At 73.2% G+C, this 20,296-nt stretch carries 15 protein-coding genes and 1 rRNA gene; 8 read left to right on the top strand and 8 right to left on the bottom strand.

The features are described from left to right. Positions 1–172 precede the first annotated feature (172 nt). Positions 173–289, top strand: a 5S ribosomal RNA gene (gene rrf / locus ACZ3TI_RS10400). 201 nt (positions 290–490) lie between these two features. Here the strand turns inward: rrf and ACZ3TI_RS10395 are convergent. Next, positions 491–1,282 carry a VOC family protein gene (locus ACZ3TI_RS10395; protein WP_465725457.1) on the bottom strand — a complete coding sequence of 264 codons (792 nt, stop codon included), beginning with the start codon at positions 1,280–1,282 and terminating at the stop codon, positions 491–493. Positions 1,283–1,486: 204 nt separating this feature from the next. On the opposite strand from ACZ3TI_RS10395, the gene recD2 reads away from it, so the two are divergent. From recD2 to ACZ3TI_RS10380, 3 genes are all read left to right on the top strand, one after another. After that, entirely contained in the window at positions 1,487–3,718 is a 2,232-nt protein-coding gene (gene recD2, locus ACZ3TI_RS10390; protein WP_465725455.1) for an SF1B family DNA helicase RecD2, read from the top strand. A 225-nt stretch (positions 3,719–3,943) separates the two neighbouring features. Further along, positions 3,944–5,233 (top strand): citrate synthase, encoded by a 1,290-nt coding sequence (locus ACZ3TI_RS10385; RefSeq protein WP_465725453.1) that lies wholly within the window; start codon positions 3,944–3,946, stop codon positions 5,231–5,233. Between the two features lie 573 nt (positions 5,234–5,806). Then, complete coding sequence (locus ACZ3TI_RS10380) at positions 5,807–6,526, top strand: SDR family NAD(P)-dependent oxidoreductase (protein ID WP_465725451.1); 720 nt, start codon at positions 5,807–5,809, stop codon at positions 6,524–6,526. A 94-nt stretch (positions 6,527–6,620) separates the two neighbouring features. On the opposite strand, the gene ACZ3TI_RS10375 is transcribed toward ACZ3TI_RS10380, so the two are convergent. After that, positions 6,621–8,891 (bottom strand): heavy metal translocating P-type ATPase, encoded by a 2,271-nt coding sequence (locus tag ACZ3TI_RS10375; RefSeq protein ID WP_465725449.1) that lies wholly within the window; start codon positions 8,889–8,891, stop codon positions 6,621–6,623. Between the two features lie 68 nt (positions 8,892–8,959). Beyond that, on the bottom strand, positions 8,960–9,184 hold the full coding sequence (locus ACZ3TI_RS10370) for a heavy-metal-associated domain-containing protein (RefSeq protein WP_465725447.1): 225 nt from the start codon (positions 9,182–9,184) through the stop codon (positions 8,960–8,962). A 255-nt stretch (positions 9,185–9,439) separates the two neighbouring features. On the opposite strand from ACZ3TI_RS10370, the gene ACZ3TI_RS10365 reads away from it, so the two are divergent. Continuing rightward, on the top strand, positions 9,440–10,411 hold the full coding sequence (locus tag ACZ3TI_RS10365) for a PP2C family protein-serine/threonine phosphatase (protein WP_465725445.1): 972 nt from the start codon (positions 9,440–9,442) through the stop codon (positions 10,409–10,411). Between the two features lie 117 nt (positions 10,412–10,528). Here ACZ3TI_RS10365 and dhaL read toward each other — a convergent pair whose 3' ends face one another. After that, positions 10,529–11,155, bottom strand: a complete 627-nt coding sequence (gene dhaL / locus ACZ3TI_RS10360; RefSeq protein WP_465725443.1) for a dihydroxyacetone kinase subunit DhaL — start codon at positions 11,153–11,155, stop codon at positions 10,529–10,531. Between the two features lie 4 nt (positions 11,156–11,159). Next, positions 11,160–12,155 (bottom strand): dihydroxyacetone kinase subunit DhaK, encoded by a 996-nt coding sequence (gene dhaK / locus ACZ3TI_RS10355; protein WP_465725441.1) that lies wholly within the window; start codon positions 12,153–12,155, stop codon positions 11,160–11,162. A 142-nt stretch (positions 12,156–12,297) separates the two neighbouring features. Here dhaK and dhaM point away from each other — a divergent pair, with 142 nt between their 5' ends. Continuing rightward, on the top strand, positions 12,298–12,690 hold the full coding sequence (dhaM, locus tag ACZ3TI_RS10350) for a dihydroxyacetone kinase phosphoryl donor subunit DhaM (RefSeq protein WP_465725439.1): 393 nt from the start codon (positions 12,298–12,300) through the stop codon (positions 12,688–12,690). Between the two features lie 14 nt (positions 12,691–12,704). Here the strand turns inward: dhaM and ACZ3TI_RS10345 are convergent, their stop codons facing one another. Beyond that, positions 12,705–14,417, bottom strand: coding sequence for a bifunctional 3'-5' exonuclease/DNA polymerase (locus tag ACZ3TI_RS10345; protein WP_465725437.1), 1,713 nt, complete (start codon positions 14,415–14,417; stop codon positions 12,705–12,707). 154 nt (positions 14,418–14,571) lie between these two features. On the opposite strand from ACZ3TI_RS10345, the gene ACZ3TI_RS10340 reads away from it, so the two are divergent. Next, positions 14,572–16,596, top strand: a complete 2,025-nt coding sequence (locus ACZ3TI_RS10340) for a M3 family metallopeptidase (protein WP_465725435.1) — start codon at positions 14,572–14,574, stop codon at positions 16,594–16,596. 3 nt (positions 16,597–16,599) lie between these two features. Here the strand turns inward: ACZ3TI_RS10340 and ACZ3TI_RS10335 are convergent, their stop codons facing one another. Together ACZ3TI_RS10335 and ACZ3TI_RS10330 are read right to left on the bottom strand one after the other, a co-directional pair. After that, the gene (locus tag ACZ3TI_RS10335; protein WP_465725433.1) at positions 16,600–18,093 is read right to left on the bottom strand and encodes a glycoside hydrolase family 5 protein; all 1,494 of its coding nucleotides are present in this window, start codon (positions 18,091–18,093) and stop codon (positions 16,600–16,602) included. A gap of 145 nt (positions 18,094–18,238) precedes the next feature. After that, positions 18,239–18,874: a TetR/AcrR family transcriptional regulator gene (locus tag ACZ3TI_RS10330; protein ID WP_465725431.1), complete on the bottom strand. Its 636-nt coding sequence runs from the start codon at positions 18,872–18,874 to the stop codon at positions 18,239–18,241. Between the two features lie 161 nt (positions 18,875–19,035). Between ACZ3TI_RS10330 and ACZ3TI_RS10325 the strand changes: the two genes are divergently transcribed. Then, positions 19,036–20,262 carry an acyl-CoA dehydrogenase family protein gene (locus ACZ3TI_RS10325; RefSeq protein WP_465725429.1) on the top strand — a complete coding sequence of 409 codons (1,227 nt, stop codon included), beginning with the start codon at positions 19,036–19,038 and terminating at the stop codon, positions 20,260–20,262. Positions 20,263–20,296 lie beyond the last annotated feature (34 nt).

The following is a 20,296-nucleotide window of genomic DNA, read 5'->3' as shown; positions in this document are numbered from 1 at the left end:
GGCTCCCAGTAGACGACTGGGTTGATAGGCCGGATATGGAAGCCCTGTGAGGGGTGGAGTTGACCGGTACTAATAGGCCGAGGGCTTGTCCTCAGTTGCTCGCGTCCACTGTGTTGTTCTGAAACAACGACCCGCCCGAATTTCGGGTGTGCGGTTGACAGTTTCATAGTGTTTCGGTGGTCATAGCGTGAGGGAAACGCCCGGTTACATTCCGAACCCGGAAGCTAAGCCTCACAGCGCCGATGGTACTGCAGGGGGGACCCTGTGGGAGAGTAGGACGCCGCCGAACAATTCTTCAGAAGAACCCCCAGCCGGGAAACCGGGCTGGGGGTTCTTCGCGTTTTCCGGAGGATCGATTCCGGGTGATCGCCAGAAACGGCCGCTGCGGCCGCGATCGGGCCATCGGGCGACCCATTTCCTTCGCGACCCGTCATCTACGCCCGTAGCGTCCCTCCACGGCCCTTCTGAGGGGCCCTGAGGTGATCCGGCGTCACTCCCCGGGCTTTGCGCTGGCGATGACGGCGAAGGCGGCGCCGTGCGGGTCGGTCAGCTGGGCCAGGCGGCCGACGCCGTGGACGTCGGTGGCGGGGAGGCGGACGGTCGCGCCGAGTGTGTCGGCGATGGCGAGACTGGCGTCGGCGTTGGGGACTTCGAAGTACGGGAGCCAGTGCGAGCCGGTGCCGCCGGCGGTCTGCTCGGGGCTGAGCTGCACGATGCCGCCGTGGGCGTCGTCGGTGCCGCCGCCGGCCGGGGTGAGGACGGTGTAGAGCGAGTCCCCGAACGGGACGTCCTGCTCCTGCCAGCCGAAGACCGTGCGGTAGAAGGACTTGGCGCGCTCGGCGTCGATGCTGTGGCACTCGGCCCAGCAGAGGCTGCCCTCCTCGTCGACGACGTCCAGGCCGCGGGTGTCGTGTGGCTGCCAGACGGCGAACTCGGCGCCGGTCGGGTCGGTGTAGCCGGCCATCCGGCCTGCCGTGAAGACGTCGAAGGGGGTGAACCGGACGCGGCCGCCGGCCTGTTCGACCAGTTCGGTGGTGCGGTCGGCGTCGAGGGTGGCGAAGTACAGGGTCCAGCCGGGCAGGGCGCCCTCCTCGGTGAGCGGGCCGAGGGCGGCGACGGTCCGGCCGTCGAGCCGGAAGAAGCCGTAGCCGCCGGCCTCCGGGCCGGCCGAGTCGAAGGTCCAGCCGAAGAGCGCGGTGTAGAAGTCGACGGAGGCCCGGGTGTCGGGGCTGCCCAGGTCGAGCCAGTCCGGGGAGCCGGGGTGGAAGGCGGTGTTGAGCATGTCGGCACTGCTCCTCGGACGGGGCCGGCCCGGGCGGGCGCGGTCGACGGTCCCCCTGCCTACAGACAGCCTGGCACCTCGGTGGAGGCGGTGCACGACAGCCCTCGACCGTGGGCCCTGGGCCTCGCGACTGTGGGGTTGTCGGGGCCGGGCGGTACGGTGCGTAGCGGAATCGATCCACCCGTACTGGTCGAAGGGGGCCCGGTGGGCAAGCAGGCGCCGTCGGAGCAGCAGCCTCGCCAGCTCGCGCAGGTCGAAGGCGTGCTGGAGCGGATCACGTACGCCAACGAGGAGACCGGTTACACGGTGGCCCGGGTGGACACCGGTCGGGGAGGGAACGACCTGCTGACGGTGGTGGGCGCACTGCTGGGGGCGCAGGTCGGGGAGTCGCTGCGGCTGCACGGCCGGTGGGGCTCGCACCCGCAGTACGGGCGGCAGTTCACGGTGGAGAACTACACGACGGTGCTGCCGGCGACGGTGCAGGGCATCCAGCGGTACCTGGGCTCGGGGCTGATCAAGGGGATCGGGCCGCGGTTCGCCGAGCGGATCGTGGAGCGGTTCGGGGTGGACACCCTGGAGGTGATCGAGAGCGAGCCGGGCCGGCTGATCGAGGTGCCGGGGCTGGGACCCAAGCGCACCAAGAAGATCGCGGCGGCCTGGGAGGAGCAGAAGGCCATCAAGGAGGTGATGGTCTTCCTGCAGGGGGTCGGGGTGTCGACCTCGCTGGCTGTGCGAATCTACAAGCAGTACGGCGACGGTTCGATCGGGGTGGTGAAGAACGAGCCGTACCGGCTGGCCTCGGACGTCTGGGGCATCGGCTTCCTGACGGCGGACCGGATCGCCCAGGCGGTGGGGATCCCGCACGACAGCCCGGAGCGGGTGAAGGCCGGGCTGCAGTACGCGCTGTCGCAGAGCAGCGACCAGGGGCACTGCTTCCTGCCGGAGGAGCGGCTGATCGCGGACGGCGTGAAGCTGCTGCAGGTGGACGTCGGGCTGGTGATCGACTGCCTGGCGGAGCTGGTGGCGACCGAGGGGGTGGTGCGCGAGTCGGTGCCGGGGGAGGGCGGCGAGTCGATCACCGCGGTGTACCTGGTGCCGTTCCACCGGGCGGAGATCTCGCTGGCCAACCAGCTCCTGCGGCTGCTGCGTTCGGACACGGACCGGATGCCGTGGTTCGCCGGCGTGGACTGGCCGGTGGCGCTGGACTGGCTGGCGAAGCGGACCGGGGCGTCGCTCGCACCGGAGCAGGAGCAGTCGGTGCGGCTGGCGTTGACCGAGCGGGTCGCGGTGCTGACGGGCGGTCCGGGCTGCGGCAAGTCGTTCACGGTGAAGTCGATCGTGACGCTGGCGCTGGCGAAGCGGGCCAAGGTGGTGCTGGCGGCGCCGACCGGCCGGGCGGCGAAGCGGCTGTCGGAGCTGACCGGGGTGGAGGCCTCGACGGTGCACCGGCTGCTGGAGCTAAAGCCGGGCGGGGACGCCGCGTACGACCGGGACCGGCCGCTGGACGCGGACCTGGTGGTGGTCGACGAGGCCTCGATGCTGGACCTGATCCTGGCGAACAAGCTGGTCAAGGCGGTGCCGATGGGTGCTCATCTGCTGTTCGTGGGGGACGTGGACCAGCTGCCCTCGGTCGGTGCGGGGGAGGTGCTTCGGGACCTGCTGGCGCAGGGCGGTCCGATCCCGTCGGTGCGGCTGACCAGGATCTTCCGGCAGGCGCAGCAGTCGGGCGTGGTGACCAACGCGCACCGCATCAACGAGGGCAGGCCGCCGCTGACGGACGGTCTGGCGGACTTCTTCCTGTTCGCGGAGGACGACGCGGAGCGGGCGGCCGGGCTGACGGTGGACGTGGTGGCGCGCCGGATCCCGCAGAAGTTCGGCTTCGACCCGCGTCGGGACGTCCAGGTGCTGGCGCCGATGCACCGCGGTCCGGCGGGGGCGGGGAACCTGAACACCCTGCTCCAGGGGGCGGTGACGCCGGCCCGGGAGGGGCTGGCCGAACGCCGTTTCGGCGGTCGTACGTTCCGGGTGGGGGACAAGGTCACGCAGATCCGCAACAACTACGACAAGGGGCGGAACGGCATCTTCAACGGCACAGTGGGAGTGGTGACCGCCCTCAGCGTGGACGACCAGCGGCTGACGGTGCTCACCGACGAGGACGAGGAGGTGGTGTACGACTTCGACGAACTGGAGGAGCTGTCCCACGCCTACGCGGTGACCATCCACCGCTCGCAGGGCAGCGAGTACCCGGTGGTGGTGATTCCGGTCACCATGTCCGCTTGGACAATGCTCCAGCGAAACCTGCTCTACACCGCTGTGACCAGGGCCCGGAAACTCGTGGTGCTGGTCGGGTCACGGAAGGCGATCGCGCAGGCCGTGCGGGCCGTCAGCGCAGGTCGGAGGCATACCGCGCTCGATCATCGGCTGACCACTGGATGATTCTCCAACGGGATGGTTGCCTTTAAGGTTCTCTTGACGTGAAGAGATTTACGGCAGAGCCTAGGGTGGTGCCGATCTTGTCCGGTTCGTACCGGCTGCGGCGGCAGGTTTTGTAGGGGCGGGCCCTTTCGGGCCACCCCGGGTGCGCGGCTGTCCTCCGGATGGGGGATGGTGGAGACAGTCAGGGCACCTTGGAAGAGGATTCATTTCGTCGGTGAGGAAGACGTGAGCGACAACTCGGTAGTACTGCGGTACCAGGACGGCGAGTACGAGTACCCCGTCGTCGAGAGCACTGCGGGCAACGCCGGCTTCGACATCTCGAAGCTGCTCCCGCAGACCGGCCTGGTCACCCTGGACAACGGCTTCGGTAACACCGCCGCGTACAAGTCCGCGATCACCTTCGTGGACGGCGACAACGGCATCCTGCGGTACCGCGGCTACCCGATCGAGCAGCTCGCCTCGCAGGGCGGCTTCATCGAGACCGCGTACCTCCTGATCAACGGTGAGCTGCCGAACGCGGACCAGCTGGCGGAGTTCAACCGCGAGATCACCCAGCACACCCTGCTGCACGAGGACGTCAAGCGCTTCTTCCAGGGCTTCCCGCGGGACGCCCACCCGATGGCCATGCTGTCCTCGGTCGTCGGCGCGCTGTCCACGTTCTACCCGGAGAGCCACAACCCGTTCGACGCGGCCCAGCGCCACCTGTCGACGGTCCGCCTGCTCGCCAAGCTGCCGACGATCGCCGCGTACGCGTACAAGAAGGCGATGGGCCAGCCCTTCGTCTACCCGCGCAACGACCTGAGCTACGTCGAGAACTTCCTGCGGATGACCTTCGCCGTCCCCGCCGAGGACTACGAGCTCAACCCGGTCGTCGTCAACGCCCTGGACAAGCTGCTCATCCTGCACGCGGACCACGAGCAGAACTGCTCGACCTCCACCGTGCGCCTGGTCGGCTCCAGCCACGCCAACCTGTTCGCCTCGATCTCGGCCGGCATCTCGGCCCTGTGGGGCCCGCTGCACGGCGGCGCCAACCAGGCCGTGCTGGAGATGCTGGAGAGCATCCAGAAGGACGGCGGCGACGTCGACTCCTTCATCACGAAGGTCAAGAACAAGGAAGCCGGCGTCAAGCTGATGGGCTTCGGCCACCGGGTCTACAAGGCGTTCGACCCGCGTGCCGCCCAGGTCAAGCAGCTCGCGCACGAGGTCCTCGGCCAGCTCGGCAAGAGCGACGAGCTGCTGGAGATCGCGCTCAAGCTGGAGGAGCACGCTCTCAAGGACGACTTCTTCATCTCGCGCAAGCTGTACCCGAACGTGGACTTCTACACCGGCCTGATCTACCGCGCCATGGGCTTCCCGACCAGCATGTTCACCGTGCTGTTCGCCCTCGGCCGGCTGCCGGGCTGGATCGCCCACTGGCACGAGATGATCAACGACCCGACCAGCCGGATCGGCCGTCCGCGCCAGATCTACACCGGCACCGCGATCCGTGACTACGTCCCGCTCGAGGGCCGCTGACGACGCGCGCGACGACGCTGACGACGGGTACCGACCCGCGCGGAAGCTGAAAGGGGCCCGGCCGCTGTTCGAGCGGCCGGGCCCCTCCGCGTTCCCGCGCCGTTCCCCCGAAGGGGGCGGCGCGGGGACGGACCGTACGGCGCACGACTCCGGGGCCGGCCGCAACCAGGAGACGGCCGCTCAAAGCGTCCCTGGCCCGCCAGGACCCCGGCGCCGTGCGCGAAGGCCGTCGAGGACGACGACCGTTCCCGGGGCCCGCCGGAGCCCCGTCGGCGACAGCCGATGGAAGCGCGGGGACGCGTTGCCGTTCATCGCGTCCCCGCCCGTCGGAAAAACTGCCGCACTACCAACCTAAGACGTATCAGGGTGCGAGAAGTTACGCCCGGAGGGTGTGAGCTGCCTCTCGCCACGCTCCGTGTGCGCGTCGTACCCCGCCCATACCACACCTTCTCTCGCGCGGGACGTCACCCTCCCCGCAGTCACGGCAACCGAGCGTGATAGGAATCGTGGCATTCCGGTACGGACCGTCGCGCACTCGCAGCGCGACGGCGGAACTGGGGAGGGAGTGCGCAGATGGCCAGGAACGTCGTCGTCACCGGCGGTGGCACGGGAATCGGGTACGAAGTCGCGCGGCGGTTCGCCGAGGCGGACGACCGGGTGGTGATCGTGGGCCGCCGCCGCGCGGTCCTGGAGAAGGCCGCGGCCGACCTCGGCCCGAACGTCACCCCGCTGGTCTGCGACCTCGCCGACCCGGACGACGTCGAGGCCGCGGTGCGCGAACTGCCTGAGCGGATCGACGTGCTGGTCAACAACGCCGGCAGCCGGGAGACGGTGGTCGGCGGCGGCCCGCACGCCCTGCTGGCCCGCTGGCGCGGCGACTTCGAGCGCAACGTGCTGACCGTGGTGCTGCTCACCGAGTCGATCCGCGACCGGCTCACCCCGGGCTCCGGCAGGGTGGTCACCATCAGCTCCATCGCCGCCCTGCGCGGGGCCGGCTCGTACGGCGCGGCGAAGGCCTCGCTGCACGCCTGGAACCACTTCCTGGCCGCCCAGTTGGGCACCTCGGGCATCACCGCCAACATCGTCGCGCCGGGGACGGTCAGCGGCACCGAGTTCTTCGGGCCGCGGCTGGACGAGGCCGAGGTCGCCCGCCGGGCGGCCCGCACCCTGCTCGGCCGGATCGGCGAGACCGGGGAGGTCGCGGCGGCGGTGCACTTCCTCGCCTCGCCCGAGGCCGGGTTCATCACCGGCGAGATCCTGCACTGCAACGGCGGCGAGCTGCTGGGACGTTGACGCCCGCGGCCTGGACGACCGCAGCGTGCGCAGGGGCCCGGACCGCCATCGGTCCGGGCCCCTGCGCACGTTCGCGGCGGGGCGGGCGCAGGGCTCAGGCGGGCCGGAAGCGGCGCAGCCGGAGGCTGTTGGTGACCACGAAGACCGAGGAGAAGGCCATCGCGGCTCCGGCGATCATCGGGTTGAGCAGTCCTGCGGCGGCCAGTGGGATCGCCGCGACGTTGTAGCCGAAGGCCCAGAAGAGGTTGCCCCTGATGGTGCCGAGGGTGCGGCGGGAGAGCCGGATGGCGTCGGCCGCCGAGCGCAGGTCGCCGCGGACCAGAGTGAGGTCGCTCGCCTCGATCGCGGCGTCGGTTCCGGTGCCCATCGCCAGGCCGAGATCGGCCTGGGCGAGGGCGGCCGCGTCGTTGACGCCGTCGCCGACCATCGCGACGACCTTTCCCTCGGCCTGCAGCCGCTTGACGGTGGCGACCTTGTCCTCGGGGAGCACCTCGGCGATCACGTCCCCGGCGGGGATGCCGACTTCGGCCGCGACCGCCTCGGCGACCGCGCGGTGGTCGCCGGTCAGCAGCACCGGGCGCAGGCCCAGTGCGCGCAGCCGGGCGACCGCCTCGGCGCTGGTCGGCTTGACCGCGTCGGCGATCTCCAGGACGGCCCGGGCCTCGCCGCCCCAGCCGACCGCGACGGCCGTCCGTCCGGCCGCCTCGGCGGCGGCCTTGGCGCGGGCCAGGGAGGGCGGCAGGTGCAGTGCCCGGTCGGCGAGCAGGGCCTCGTGCCCGGCGACCACCGTGCGGCCCGCCACGACGCCCTCCACGCCCCGGCCGGGGACGCTGCGGAAGCCCTCGACCGGCGGCAGCCCGCCCGCCCTCTCGGCGGCGGCCGCGGCGATGGCGGCGGCGATCGGGTGCTCGGAGGCGTGTTCGACGGCCCCGGCCAGCCGCAACGCCTCGGTCTCGTCGACGCCCTCGGCGGTGTGCACGGCGACCAGGGCCATCCGGCCGGTGGTGACGGTGCCGGTCTTGTCCAGGACGACGGTGTCCACCGTGCGGGTGGTCTCCAGGACCTCGGGGCCCTTGATCAGGATGCCGAGCTGGGCGCCGCGACCGGTGCCGACCATGAGGGCGGTCGGGGTGGCCAGGCCGAGGGCGCAGGGGCAGGCGATGATCAGGACGGCCACGGCGGCGGTGAACGCCTCGGTGGGGCTGTCGGTGGCCAGCAGCCAGGTGACCAGGGTGGCCAGGGAGATCAGGACGACGGCGGGGACGAAGACCGCGGAGATCCGGTCGGCCAGCCGCTGGGCCGCGGCCTTGCCGTTCTGGGCCTCCTCGACCAGCTTGGCCATCCGGGCCAGCCGGGTGTCCGCGCCGACCCGGGTGGCCTCGACCACGAGGCGCCCGCCGGCGTTGACGGTGGCACCGGTGACCGGGTCGCCCACGGCGACCTCGACCGGGACGGACTCGCCGGTGAGCATCGAGGCGTCCACCGCGGAGCCGCCCTCGACCACCACCCCGTCGGTGGCGATCTTCTCGCCGGGGCGGACCACGAAGCGCGTGCCGACGGTCAGCCGGTCCACCGGCAGGCGCACCTCCCGGCCGCCCTGGAGCACCGCGACGTCCTTGGCGCCGAGGTCGAGCAGGGCGTGCAGCGCGGCGCCGGCCCGGCGCTTGGAGCGGGCCTCCAGGTAGCGGCCGAGCAGGATCAGCACGGTGACGGCGGCCGCGGTCTCCAGGTAGAGGGTGGAGGAGGCGTCGGTGTCGCCGACGGCGAGCGAGAAGTCGTGGTGCATGCCGGGCATGCCGGCGTGACCCCAGAACAGCGCCCAGCAGGACCAGCCGAAGGCGGCCAGGGTGCCGAGCGAGACCAGGGTGTCCATGGTGGCGGCGCCGTGCTTGAGGTTGGTCCAGGCGGCCCGGTGGAACGGCAGGCCGCCGTACACCACGACCGGGCCGGTGAGCGCGAAGGCCAGCCATTGCCAGTTGGCGAACTGCAGGGCCGGGACCATCGACAGCAGGACCACGGGGACGCTGAGGACGGCGCTGATCAGCAGCCGGTCGAGGAGGGGGTCGGCGGCGGGCCGCTCGGGCGCGGTGGCGGTGGAGGTCGGCTCGGGGGCGGCGGGGGCCGGGGGCGGGGGGAGCTCGGCGGTGTAGCCGGTGCGCTCGACGGTGGCGATCAGGTCCGCCACCGTGGTCCCCGGTCCGTAGTCGACCCGGGCCTTCTCGGTGGCGAAGTTGACGGTCGCCTCGACGCCCTCCATCCGGTTGAGCTTCTTCTCGATCCGGGCCGCGCAGGAGGCGCAGGTCATCCCGCCGATCGACAGCTCGACCCGGTCCCGGGCCTCGACGTCCGGGGCGGACGTGCTCATGCGGATCAGCTCCTTGGTGGGGGGCGTGCGGCGGGACCGCTGGTCCGGCCCCGCCGCGCCTCGGCGGTTCAGACGCTGCGGCCGACCAGCTCGTAGCCGGCCTCGTCGACGGCGGCGCGGACCTGCTCGTCGTCCAACGGCGCGGCGGAGGAGACCGTCACGGTACCGGCCTTGGCGTCGGCGGCGACCTCGGTGACCCCGGTCAGCGCGGACAGCTCCTCGCTGATCGCCTTCTCGCAGTGGCCGCAGCTCATGCCGGACACGGTGTAGGTGATGGTGCTGGTGCTGGACATCGGGCCTCCGGGAGGTCGGTGCGGTTCCTATGCTGATAACACCATACCCCTGTGGGGTATTTCCCGGAGGGGTGGGGGAGGTGCATCGAATCGTAGGCGACCGGGTGGGTGGATGGGTGCCGTGATCGTCCCTTATGTTCGGTATGTGTTTCCGATCCGCCGCGCCCAGTCGCCCTCGGAGCCCACGGCAGCGGGACTGCCGACGGCCCGGCAGCGCGGCGCCCTGCTGGCCGCCGACCTCGAGGACGTGCCGCTGTGGCGCCGTGCCCGGCGCTGCTCGCCATGCTGCTGGTCGCGCTCGCGGACTTCCTCTCCGGCAAGGACCGCTACCGCGCCCCGCTGATGACCGTCGTGCCGACCGTCGCGGCCCTGACCCTCCGGCCCCGCGAGCTGCTCGCGGTCTGCGCGCTCGGACTGCTCGCGGTGTTCGGGCTCAGCCACTACGACGAGGTCGACAACATCAACGACGCGCGCTTCCGCTACGGCGCGATGGTCAGCTACCTGGTGGTGGCGCTGTTCTCCGCGTGGGTCGCCAAGCTCCGGATGCGGCGCGCGGCGGCCTTCGCGGCCGTCAGCTCCGTCGCCGAAGCGGCCCAGCGGGCGCTGCTGCGGCTGCCGGAGCCGGTGGTCGGGCCGCTGCGGCTGGCCGTGCGGTACGTGTCGGCGGCGGACGCCTCGCGGATCGGCGGGGACCTGTACTCCGTCCTGGAGACGCCGCACGGCACCCGGGTCGCGGTCGGGGACGCCCGGGGCAAGGGGCTCGCGGCGGTGCAGACCGCGGCCGTGGTGCTGGGCGCGTTCCGCGAGGCCGCGTACGACGAGGCCGGGCTGCGGGGCGTCGCCGCGCGGATCGAGGCCAGCGTCGAACGGCACGTGCCGGACGGGGAGTTCACCACGGCGCTGTTCGCGGAGTTCCGCACGCCCGGGGCGATGGAACTGCTGCAGTACGGGCACGTGCCGCCGATCAGGGTGGACGGCACGGGGCGGGCCCACGTCCTCGACGCGCCGGACCGGTGGGTGCCGCTCGGCCTCGGGCGGTCCCTCGGCGCGCCCGCCGAGGTCGGGTGGGGGAGGGGTGAGGGGCCGCTGCGCGGGGCTGGGGTGTGGGTTGTGGCTTTCGGGAGGGTGGGGGGCGGGGCGGCTCCGGGGGTGGCCGCTCCGAGGGGCTGGATGATTTTCAGACTGCCGACTCTGTGGGTGGGGTGCTGGGCGCCGTTGGCAGTCTGAAAATCACCCGCAACGCCCCTCTCCGGGCCGCCCCCTGCGCCGCCCCTTCCGCAGCGCGTCCCTCTCGCTGGGGCGGGTGAGGGGGGTGGGTGGGTTGGGGTTGGGGGCTGGGTGGGGTCAGGTGGTGAGGGTGGTGGCGAGGGTGCGGAAGATGAGGGCGGTGGACGTGGCGCCGGGGTCCTGGTGGCCGATGCTGCGTTCGCCGAGGTAGGAGGCGCGGCCTTTGCGGGCCTGGAGGGGGACGGTGGCGCGGGCGCCCTGTTCGGCGGCGTCGGCGGCTGCGGTGGCGGCTTGGGGGAGGGTGGCTCCGGTGGCGGCTGTGGCGCGGAAGGCGGCGACGGCCGGGGCCCAGGCGTCGACGATGGTCTTGTCGCCGGGGTCGGCCTTGCCGAGGAGACGGATGGCGTCAAGTCCGGCGGAGAGGGCCTCGGCGAGGGTGGCCGGGTCGGCGGGTTCGGGCAGGGCGGCGCCGATGGCGCGGAAGGCCTTGCCGTAGAGGGGGCCGGAGGCGCCGCCGACCTTGGAGATGAGAGTGGTGCCGGTTTTGGTGAGGACGGCGCCGGGGCTGTCCGGCCGGAGGCCGTCGAGGGTGGCGAGGGCGGCGGCGAAGCCGCGCTGGAGGTTGCTGCCGTGGTCGCCGTCGCCGATGGCGGAGTCCAGCTCGGTGAGCCGGGACTGGTCCTTCTCGACGGCGGCGGCGATCGCGCGGATCCAGGCCTCGGCCTGCGGGGTGTCGAAGTCCATGGTGTCAGGCTCGCTTGAGGGCGGGGGTGTCGACCGGGGCGTCCCAGAGTTCCAGCAGCTGGGTGTCGGCCTTGGTGAGGGTGAGCGAGAAGCCCGCCATGTCGAGGCTGGTGACGTAGTTGCCGACCAGGCTGCGGGCCACCGTGATGCCGCGCTCGGCGAGCCGCGCGGCGACCTCGCCGTAGACGACGTACAGCTCCAGCAGCGGGGTGGCGCCCAGGCCGTTGAGCAGGGCGATCACCTCGTCGCCCGGGGTCAGGTGGTGGTCGGTCAGGATGGTCTCGACCACCTCGGCGGCCAGCTCGCGGGCCGGGCGGAGCTTCTCGCGGCGGCGGCCGGGCTCGCCGTGGATGCCGACGCCGACCTCGATCTCGTCCTCGGGCAGGTCGAAGCCGGGCTTGCCGGCGGCCGGGACGGTGGCGGGCGAGAGCGCGATCGCGAAGGAACGGGAGGCGGCGTTGGCCCGCTCGCCCAGGGCGGCCACCTCGTCCAGCGGGGCGCCACGCTCGGCCAGCGCGCCGGCGGTCTTCTCGACCAGGACGGTCGCGCCGGTGCCCCGGCGTCCGGCCGTCCAGGTGGAGTCCTCGACCGCGACGTCGTCGTTGACCAGGACGGTGCGGACCTCCAGGCCCTCCTCGGCGGCGAGTTCGGCGGCGAGCTCGAAGTTCATCACGTCGCCGGTGTAGTTCTTCACGACGAAGACGACCCCGGCGCCGTTCTCCACGGCCTTGGCGGCGGCCAGCATCTGGTCCGGGACGGGCGAGGTGAACACCTCGCCGGGGCAGGCGGCGTCGAGCATGCCGGGGCCGACGAAGCCGCCGTGCAGCGGCTCGTGGCCGGAACCGCCGCCGGAGATCAGCGCGACCTTGGGCCCGGCCGGGCGGGCGGCCCGGGTGATCACCCGGTTGGGGACGTCCACCGTCAGCTCCGGATGGGCGGCGGCGACTCCGGCCAGGGCGTCCTCCAGGACGCTCTCCGGGGTGTTGATCAGCTTCTTCAACGCTCTTCGCTCCCTCGGTCCAGGACGCTTCGGCGGTGCTGACCCGACGCTACGCCAGACGGGGGTGGTGGGCACGGGGTGCGACACGCACGATTCCGGTCACTCTCCCGGAGCAGCGGGACCGCGCCGTAGGGTCGTCGGCATGAGTGAGAACGTGGGCATTGTTCTGGTCTCGCACAGCGCCCGGCTCGCGGAGGGGCTGCGCGAGCTGCTCGGCGAGCTCGCCCCGGACGGCGTGCGGGTGGTGGTCGCGGGCGGCACGGAGGACGGCGGGCTCGGCACCAGCTACGAGCTGATCGCCGGGGCGATCGAGCGGGCGGACGGCGGGGCGGGCGTGGTCGTGCTGCCGGACCTCGGCAGCTCGGTGCTCACCGCCGTCACCGTGCTGGAGGACGAGCCGCGGCCCGGCGTGCGGCTGGTGGACGCGCCGTTCGTGGAGGGCGCGGTGGCCGCCGCCGTCACCGCCTCGGCCGGGGCGGGGCTGGTCGAGGTGGTCGCGGCGGCCGAGGACGCGCGCTCCTTCCGGAAGCTGTAGGGCTGCTGTAGGGGCTATTTCGCGTCGGCGTAGCAGTCCACCACCGCCGTGGTGAGCGGGAACCGCACCGGGGTGTCGCCGAACACCAGCCGGCGGGCCTCGTCGGCGGCCTCGGTGACGGCGGCGGCCACCTCGTCGGCGAGGTTGGCCGGGGTGTGCACCAGCACCTCGTCGTGCTGGAAGAACACCAGGTGCGGGCGGTCCGCCGGGCTCGCCGCGGGCAGCTCGCCGAGGCGCCGGCGCAGGGCCGCGAGCAGGGCGAGGGCCCAGTCGGCGGCGCTGGCCTGGATGACGAAGTTGCGGGTGAAGCGGCCGCGGGCGCGGGCGGTGCGGCCGCCGGCCTCGCCCGCGGTGTCGGCCTCGGTGAGGTCGAGGAAGTCGGCGGAGGCCGGCGGACAGGCCCGGCCCAGCCGGGAGGTGACCACGCCGCCGTCCTCGCCGGTGCGGGCGGCGGCCTCGACGTAGCCCATCGCGGCCGGGTAGCGGCGGCGCAGGGTGTTCAGCAGCGGGCCGATGTCGCCGCTGGTCTGCCCGTACATGGCGCCGAGCAGACCGAGCTTCGCCTTCTCCCGGTCACCCTGGAAGGCGGTGGCGGCGAGCGCCTCGTACAGGTCGCCGCCGGCCGCGGTACGGACCAGCCCGGCGTCCTGGGAGAGCGCGGCGAGCACCCGGGGCTCCAGCTGGGCGGCGTCGGCGACCACCAGCAGCCAGCCCGGGTCGGCGACCACGGCCCGGCGCAGGATGCGCGGGATCTGCAGGGCGCCGCCGCCGCGGCTGGCCCAGCGGCCGGAGACGACGCCGCCGACCACGTACTCGGGGCGGAAGCGGCCGCCGCGGGCCCAGGCGTCCTGCCAGGCCCACCCGTGCGCGACGTGGATCCGGGAGAGCTCCTTGTAGCGGACCAGCAGCCGGGCGGCCGGGTGGTCGACGCCCTTGAGCTCCCAGGAGCGGGTGGAGCCGAGCTGGATGCCGGCGTCGGCGAAGGCGCGCAGCACCTGGGTGTGCGAGTCGGGGTTGAACGGCTTGGCGCCGAGGGCCTGCTGGAACTCGACGGCGAGGTCGGCGAGCAGCCGGGGCTGGGTGCCGGGGACGGTCGGGCGGGGGCCGAGCAGTTCGGTCAGCAGCCGGTCGTGGATGTCGGTGCGCCAGGGCAGGCCGTCCTGCGCGATCTCGGCGGCCACCAGGGCGCCGGCCGACTCGGCGGCGACCAGCAGCCGGAACCGCTGCCGGGCGGCCGGGTCGGCGATGGCGGCGATTCGGCGCTGCTGCTCGGCGTGGACGGCGACCACGGCGGCCAACGGGTCGGCGCCGGGCGGCAGTTGCAGCCGGTCGGGGGCGAACAGGGTGTCCTGGCCACCGTCGGCCTCGGCCAGGCCGGGCTCGGGCAGGTCCGCCGGGACGGGCAGGCCGCGCAGCCGGGCCCAGGCGGCGCCGAGCGAGCGCGGCGCGCCGAACCGGCCCTCGTGGCCCAGCAGCAGGGCCTCGACCAGCCGCAGGTCGTGGCAGCGGGCGAGCCGGTCCGGCAGCCGCGGCAGCAGCGGGGTGTACGCGGAGTCGGCGGCGGCCCAGACCCAGCGGGTGGGCTCGGCGGCCTCCCGGGCGGCGACCGCGGTGGCGAGGTCGCGGACGGCCTCGGGCGGGCCGAGCGGGCTGCCCGCGTCGTCCAGCGATTGGAGCCGGCCGCCGGGGCCGTGCGGATCGGGCGCGAGGGCGGTCCTGGGTGCCACGGGGGCTGCTCCTCTCCGGCGCGCGGTCGGGCGTGCGGGTACGGGCACGGATGTGCGGGCTTACGGGTGTCCTGCCCTGACGGTAACGGGTGGGTACGACAACGGGTGCAGGGCCGCATAGGCAGGGTGGGTGGCACCGCGTATGGTCGGCGAAATGACCGAGAACCCGTTCTTCCAGCCCAGCACGCTGGACTACGAGCTGCCCCCCTTCGCGGAGATCCGGGAGGAGCACTACCTGCCCGCCTACGAGCGCGGGATGGCCGAGCAGCTGGCCGAGATCGCGGCGATCACCGCCGACCGGGGCCAGCCGACCTTCGAGAACACCCTGGTGGCCCTGGAGCGTTCCGGGGAACTGCTGCGCCGGGTGGACGTGGTGTTCCGCAACCAGTCCTCCTCCGACACCACCGACCTGCTGGACGAGGTGGACGCCAAGGTGAGCCCGCTGCTCGCCGCCCACCACGACGCGATCCACCTGGACCGCGCGCTGTTCGCCCGGATCGAGGCGCTGTACGACACCCGCGCCGAGCTCGGTCTCGACCCGGAGTCGCTGCGACTGCTGGAGCGCCGCCACGCCGACTTCGAGCGCTCCGGCGCCCGGCTGGGCGACGCCGAGCAGGCCCGGCTGCGCGAGCTGAACACCGAACTCGCCGCGCTGGGCACCACGTTCCAGCAGAACGTGAACGCCGCGACCCGGGCCGCCGCGCTGGTCCTGGACTCCGCGCAGGAGCTGGCCGGGCTGTCCGAGGGCGCGATCGCCGGCGCCGCGGAGAACGCCCGGGTGCTCGGCCACGAGGGCAAGTACGTGCTGAGCCTCAAGAACACCTCCACCCAGCCGGAGCTGGCCCAGCTCACCGACCGCTCGGTGCGCGAGCAGCTGCTCGCCGCCTCGCTGGGCCGCGGCATCGAGGCCAACGGCCCGATCGCGATCCGGATGGCCGCGCTGCGCGCCGAGCGGGCCGCGCTGCTGGGGCACCCCAGCCACGCCGCGTACGTGGTGGCGGACGAGACGGCCGGCACCGTGGAGGCGGTCTCCGCCCTGCTGGCCCGCCTGGTCGAGCCGGCCGTGGCCAACGCCCGCCGGGAGGCCGCCGAGCTGGCCCGGGCGGCGGCCGCGGACGGCATCGCGGAGATCGCCGCGCACGACTGGGCGTACTACTCGGAGAAGGTCCGGCAGGCCTCCTTCCAGGTGGACGCGGCGGTGCTGCGCCCGTACTTCGAGCTGGAGCGGGTGCTGCGCGACGGGGTGTTCTTCGCGGCGAACCTGGCGTACGGGCTGAGCTTCACCGAGCGGCCGGACCTGACGGCGCACCACCCGGACGCGCGGGTCTTCGAGGTCTTCGAGGAGGACGGCACCCCGCTGGGCCTGTTCATCGGGGACTTCCACGCCCGGGCGTCCAAGCGCGGCGGTGCCTGGATGGACTCGCTGGTCGACCAGTCCGGGCTGACCGGGCGGCGGCCGGTGGTGCTGAACAACCTCAACATCCCGCGCCCGGCGCCCGGCGAGCCGGTGCTGATGTCCTGGGACGAGGTGCGCACGCTCTTCCACGAGTTCGGGCACGCGCTGCACGGGCTGTTCTCGGACGTGCGGTACCCGCTGTTCTCGGGCACCTCGGTGCCGCGGGACTTCGTGGAGTTCCCGTCGCAGGTCAACGAGATGTGGATGGTCCGGCCCGAGGTGCTGGCCAACTACGCCCGCCACCACGGGACCGGGGAGCCGCTGCCGGCCGAGCTGGTCGAGCGGATGACGGCGGCCGAGGGCTTCGGGCAGGGCTTCCGGACGGTGGAGTACCTGGCGGCGACGCTGCTGGACTGGGCCTGGCACACCGTGCCGCAGGGCGAGGAGATCGCGGACGCCGAGGAGTTCGAGGCGCGGGCGCTCGCGGCGGCGGGGATCGCGGTGGACGCGATCCCGCCGCGCTACCGCACGGCGTACTTCCAGCACATCTTCTCCAGCGGCTACAGCGCGGCGTACTACGCCTACATCTGGTCGGAGGTGCTGGACGCCGACACCGTGCAGTGGTTCGAGGGCAACGGGCGGCCGGTGCGGGAGAGCGGCGAGCTGTTCCGGCGCGAGCTGCTGGCGCGCGGGTTCAGCCGGGACCCGCTGGAGTCCTTCCGCGCGGTGGTCGGCCGGGCACCGGAGACCGGGCCGCTGCTGGCCCGCCGGGGGCTGCTGTAGGCGTCACCGCGCCGTGAGGGCGACCGTCACGGCGGTGCCCGGGCGGGCGTGCGGGAGCCGGATCCGTACGGTTCCCGCGCGCCCGTCCGCGGGCTGCTCGACCTCGACCCGGGCGTCGGCGGGGGTGACGGCGACGCGCGCGCCGCGCGGGAACGCGGCCGGGGGCAGGACGAGTTCGCTGCGATGCCCGGTGCCGTCGGCGGTCCAGCGGACGGTGCCGCCGCCCGTGCCGCCCTCCGTACTGCCCTCGGTGCGGACGCCGGTGCCGGCGACGGCGGCCGGGTACGGGCCGAAGGCGGGCTCGTCGCCGGGGGCGGGGTGCCCGGTCGGGTCGAGCGCGCAGTAGCCGCCGGTGCCCCGGCACCAGTACCACATCGTCCAGCCCTCGGCGAAGCCGTCCATCGCGGCGACCTGCCGGCGGACCAGCAGGCTGTTGCCCGGGGTGCGGGAGTTCGGCGGTCCCCACTCGCCGACCAGGACCGGCAGGCGGTGGGCGGCGGGGTAGGCGGTGATCGCGGCGGTGTACTGCTCGACGAAGCCGCCGGACGGGTCCCAGTCGGCGCCGTTCTCGACGGCGGTGTCGTAGAAGTGCGGCGCGTAGCCGAGCCGGGGCGCGCCGGGGCGGGGGTCGGCGAAGCCGGGCAGCCGGGTCGGCACGCCCTGGCCGACCAGGACCGTCGGTTCCACGAACAGCCAGGCGCGGGAGTCGGCCCGGCGGACGGCGGTGATCAGCCGCCGGTACATGTCGGCGAGCCGGCCCTGCTCCAGGGCGGCGGAGGCGGCGGCCAGCACCGCCGGGTCGCTCGGGTCGCCGTCCACCGGGCCGAACGGCTCGTTGAACAGGTCGTAGCCCAACAGCGAGCGGTGGCCGCGCAGTTCGCGGGCGAGCCGGGTGTAGAAGTCGGCCTGCCAGGCGCGCAGGTCGGGGTCGTCGTAGAGGTGGCGGAAGGCGGCCTGGACGGCGGGCTGGAAGTAGCCGGCGAACCAGTCGTCCGGGTCCGGGGTGAAGGGCAGGCCGTCGTCCCGGGTGGCCCAGACCGGGATGCCGTTGGTGCCGCCGCCGAACTTCGGTCCGTAGACGTCCTGGTGGAAGTCGACCAGGACGAGCAGGCCCAGGCTGTCGGCCCAGCCGAGGAGTTGCCGCAGGCGGTGCAGCTCGGCGGGGTCGAGCCGGCCGCGTTGCGGCTCCAGCCTGGTCCAGGAGATCGGCAGCCGGACGAGCGAGAAGCCCTGCGCGGCAAGGGACTTCAGATCCGCCTCGGTGGCCTCGGCGTACTTGTCGAGGTTGAAGCCGCGCAGCTGGAGGCGGCGGCCCTGGGCGTCGGTGAGGGCGGTGCGGCCGTCCGGGGAGGTGGCGGTGCCGGTGGGGAAGCGGTCCTGCCTGCCGCTGTCCTGCCGACCGCCGTTCGGCTGGTCGCCGTGGGCCGAGGCGGGGGTGGCGGTGAGGACGGCGGTGGCGGCGAGCAGCAGGGCAACGGCGGTGCGGCGCAGGCGCATCGGGGACCTCGCACGGCGGGGGACGGGGGCCCGATGATGCCCGTGCTGCCGCCCGCCGCACAAGGGTCGTGCGCGGAAGAGGCCTGTGGGTAAGGGGCCTGCGCGAAAGGGTCCTGCGTGAAAGAGCCCTGCGCGGAAGGGGAGTTCAGCCGACTGCCGGGGACGGGGGCTCGGCCGGGGTGGCGGGCAGGACGGCGGTCGGCAGGTCGGCGGCGGCGGCCAGGCGGCCCCAGAGCAGGTCGGCCAGGGCCTGCACCATCCGGGTGCGGGAGCAGGGCTTGGCCTCGAGCCACCAGTCCCCGGCGGCCAGCACCATGCCGGTGATGCCCCGGCCCCAGGCCTCGGACAGCAGGTCGCGGTCAGCGCCGAGGTCGACCTGGCTCTGCACGGCCCGGGTGATCTCCTCGGCGATCTGCCTGAGCGCGGGGGCGAGCGCGTTGCCGGCGCCGCTCGGGTCGCCGGGCTCGGGGTGGGTGAGCAGCCGGTAGACCTGGGGGCGGGCCTCGATCCCGGCGAGGTAGGTGTCCAGCACGTGTTCGACCCGGTCGCGGCGCTCCAGCGGTTCGGCGAGGGCGGCCCGGACGGCGGCCAGCAGACCGCTGGTGTGGCGCTCGGTGAGGGCTCTGATCAGGCCGTTCCGGTCTCCGAAGTGCCGGTAGAGGATCGGCTTGGTGATGCCGGCCTCGGCGGCGATGGCGTTCATGCTGGCGCCCGGCCCCTCGCGCTGGATGACCCGGTCGGCGGCGTTGAGCAGCTGCTCGCGGCGGGGCTCTCGGGACATGCGCTGCTCCTCGGGGCTGGGGGACCGGCTCGGCGTCGGTACCGGCACGGGCGTTGACACCGGTTACCAATCAGTAGCAGACTCCGACGATGTTACCCCGGGTAACACCCCGGTCGGCCGCACAAGTCCTCGCCCGCACACGTCTTCGGAGGCAAGCACCCATGAGCAGCACGTTCTCGCTGGACCCGGGCGCGGACCAGCTCGCCGTACGCGACTGGCTGCACGGCTTCGCCGCCGACGTGATGCGCCCGGCCGCCGCCGAGTGGGACGAGCGCGAGGAGACCCCCTGGCCGATCATTCAGGAGGCCGCCAAACTCGGCATCTACTCGCTGGACTTCTACGCCCAGCAGTACTTCGACCCCTCCGGCGTCGGCATCCCGATCGCGATGGAGGAGCTGTTCTGGGGCGACGCGGGCATCGGACTGTCCATCGTCGGGACCACGCTGGCCGCCGTCGCCGTGCTGGCCAACGGCACCGACGAGCAGATCGGCACCTGGACCCCGCAGATGTTCGGCACGCCGGACGACGTCAAGGTGGCCGCCTTCTGCTCCTCCGAGCCGGACGCCGGCTCCGACGTCTCCGCGCTGCGCACCCGGGCGGTGTACGACGAGGCCAAGGACGAGTGGGTGCTCAACGGCACCAAGACCTGGGCCACCAACGGCGGGATCGCCGCCGTCCACGTCGTGGTCGCCACCGTCGACCCGGCGCTCGGGGCCAAGGGGCAGGCCTCCTTCGTCGTCCCGCCGGGCACGCCCGGGCTGAGCCAGGGCCAGAAGTTCAAGAAGCACGGCATCCGCGCCTCGCACACCGCCGAGGTGGTGCTGGACGGCGTCCGGGTGCCCGGCAGTTGCCTGCTCGGCGGCAAGGAGAAGCTGGACGAGCGGCTGGCCCGGGCCCGCGAGGGCGTCAAGCGCCCCGGCGGCAAGGGCAACGCGGCGATGGCCACCTTCGAGGCCTCCCGACCGGCGGTCGGCGCGCAGGCGATCGGCATCGCCCGGGCCGCCTACGAGGTGGCGCTGGACTACGCCAGGACCCGCGAGCAGTTCGGCCGTCCGATCATCGACAACCAGGGCGTGGCCTTCCAGCTCGCCGACATGAAGACCCGGATCGACGCGGCCCGGCTGCTGGTGTGGCGGGCGTCCTGGATGGCGGCGGCCAACCAGCCGTTCACCGCCGCCGAGGGCTCGATGTCCAAGCTGTACGCGGGCGAGACGGCCAAGTACGTCACCGCGCAGGCGATGCAGATCCTCGGGGGCAACGGCTTCACCCGGGAGTACCCGGTGGAGCGGATGCACCGGGACAGCGCGATCTACTCGATCTTCGAGGGCACCAGCGAGATCCAGCGGCTGGTCATCGCCCGGGCGATCTCGGGGATGCCGATCCGCTGAGCGGCGCGCCGACCGTCCCGTGCCGGACCCGTGG

This window comes from Kitasatospora sp. NPDC023120, from assembly GCF_055560835.1.
The sequence above is the reverse complement of the archived record's forward strand: the minus strand, read 5'-3'. Positions and strand labels throughout refer to the sequence as shown.

Coding starts and splice junctions, on each gene's coding strand:
- ACZ3TI_RS10395 (WP_465725457.1), bottom strand. CDS start 1,282: ATGCTCAACACCGCCTTCCACCCCGGCTCCCCGGACTGGCTCGACCTG.
- ACZ3TI_RS10380 (WP_465725451.1), top strand. CDS start 5,807: ATGGCCAGGAACGTCGTCGTCACCGGCGGTGGCACGGGAATCGGGTAC.
- ACZ3TI_RS10375 (WP_465725449.1), bottom strand. CDS start 8,891: ATGAGCACGTCCGCCCCGGACGTCGAGGCCCGGGACCGGGTCGAGCTG.
- ACZ3TI_RS10370 (WP_465725447.1), bottom strand. CDS start 9,184: ATGTCCAGCACCAGCACCATCACCTACACCGTGTCCGGCATGAGCTGC.
- dhaL (WP_465725443.1), bottom strand. CDS start 11,155: ATGGACTTCGACACCCCGCAGGCCGAGGCCTGGATCCGCGCGATCGCC.
- dhaM (WP_465725439.1), top strand. CDS start 12,298: ATGAGTGAGAACGTGGGCATTGTTCTGGTCTCGCACAGCGCCCGGCTC.
- ACZ3TI_RS10340 (WP_465725435.1), top strand. CDS start 14,572: ATGACCGAGAACCCGTTCTTCCAGCCCAGCACGCTGGACTACGAGCTG.
- ACZ3TI_RS10335 (WP_465725433.1), bottom strand. CDS start 18,093: ATGCGCCTGCGCCGCACCGCCGTTGCCCTGCTGCTCGCCGCCACCGCC.
- ACZ3TI_RS10330 (WP_465725431.1), bottom strand. CDS start 18,874: ATGTCCCGAGAGCCCCGCCGCGAGCAGCTGCTCAACGCCGCCGACCGG.
- ACZ3TI_RS10325 (WP_465725429.1), top strand. CDS start 19,036: ATGAGCAGCACGTTCTCGCTGGACCCGGGCGCGGACCAGCTCGCCGTA.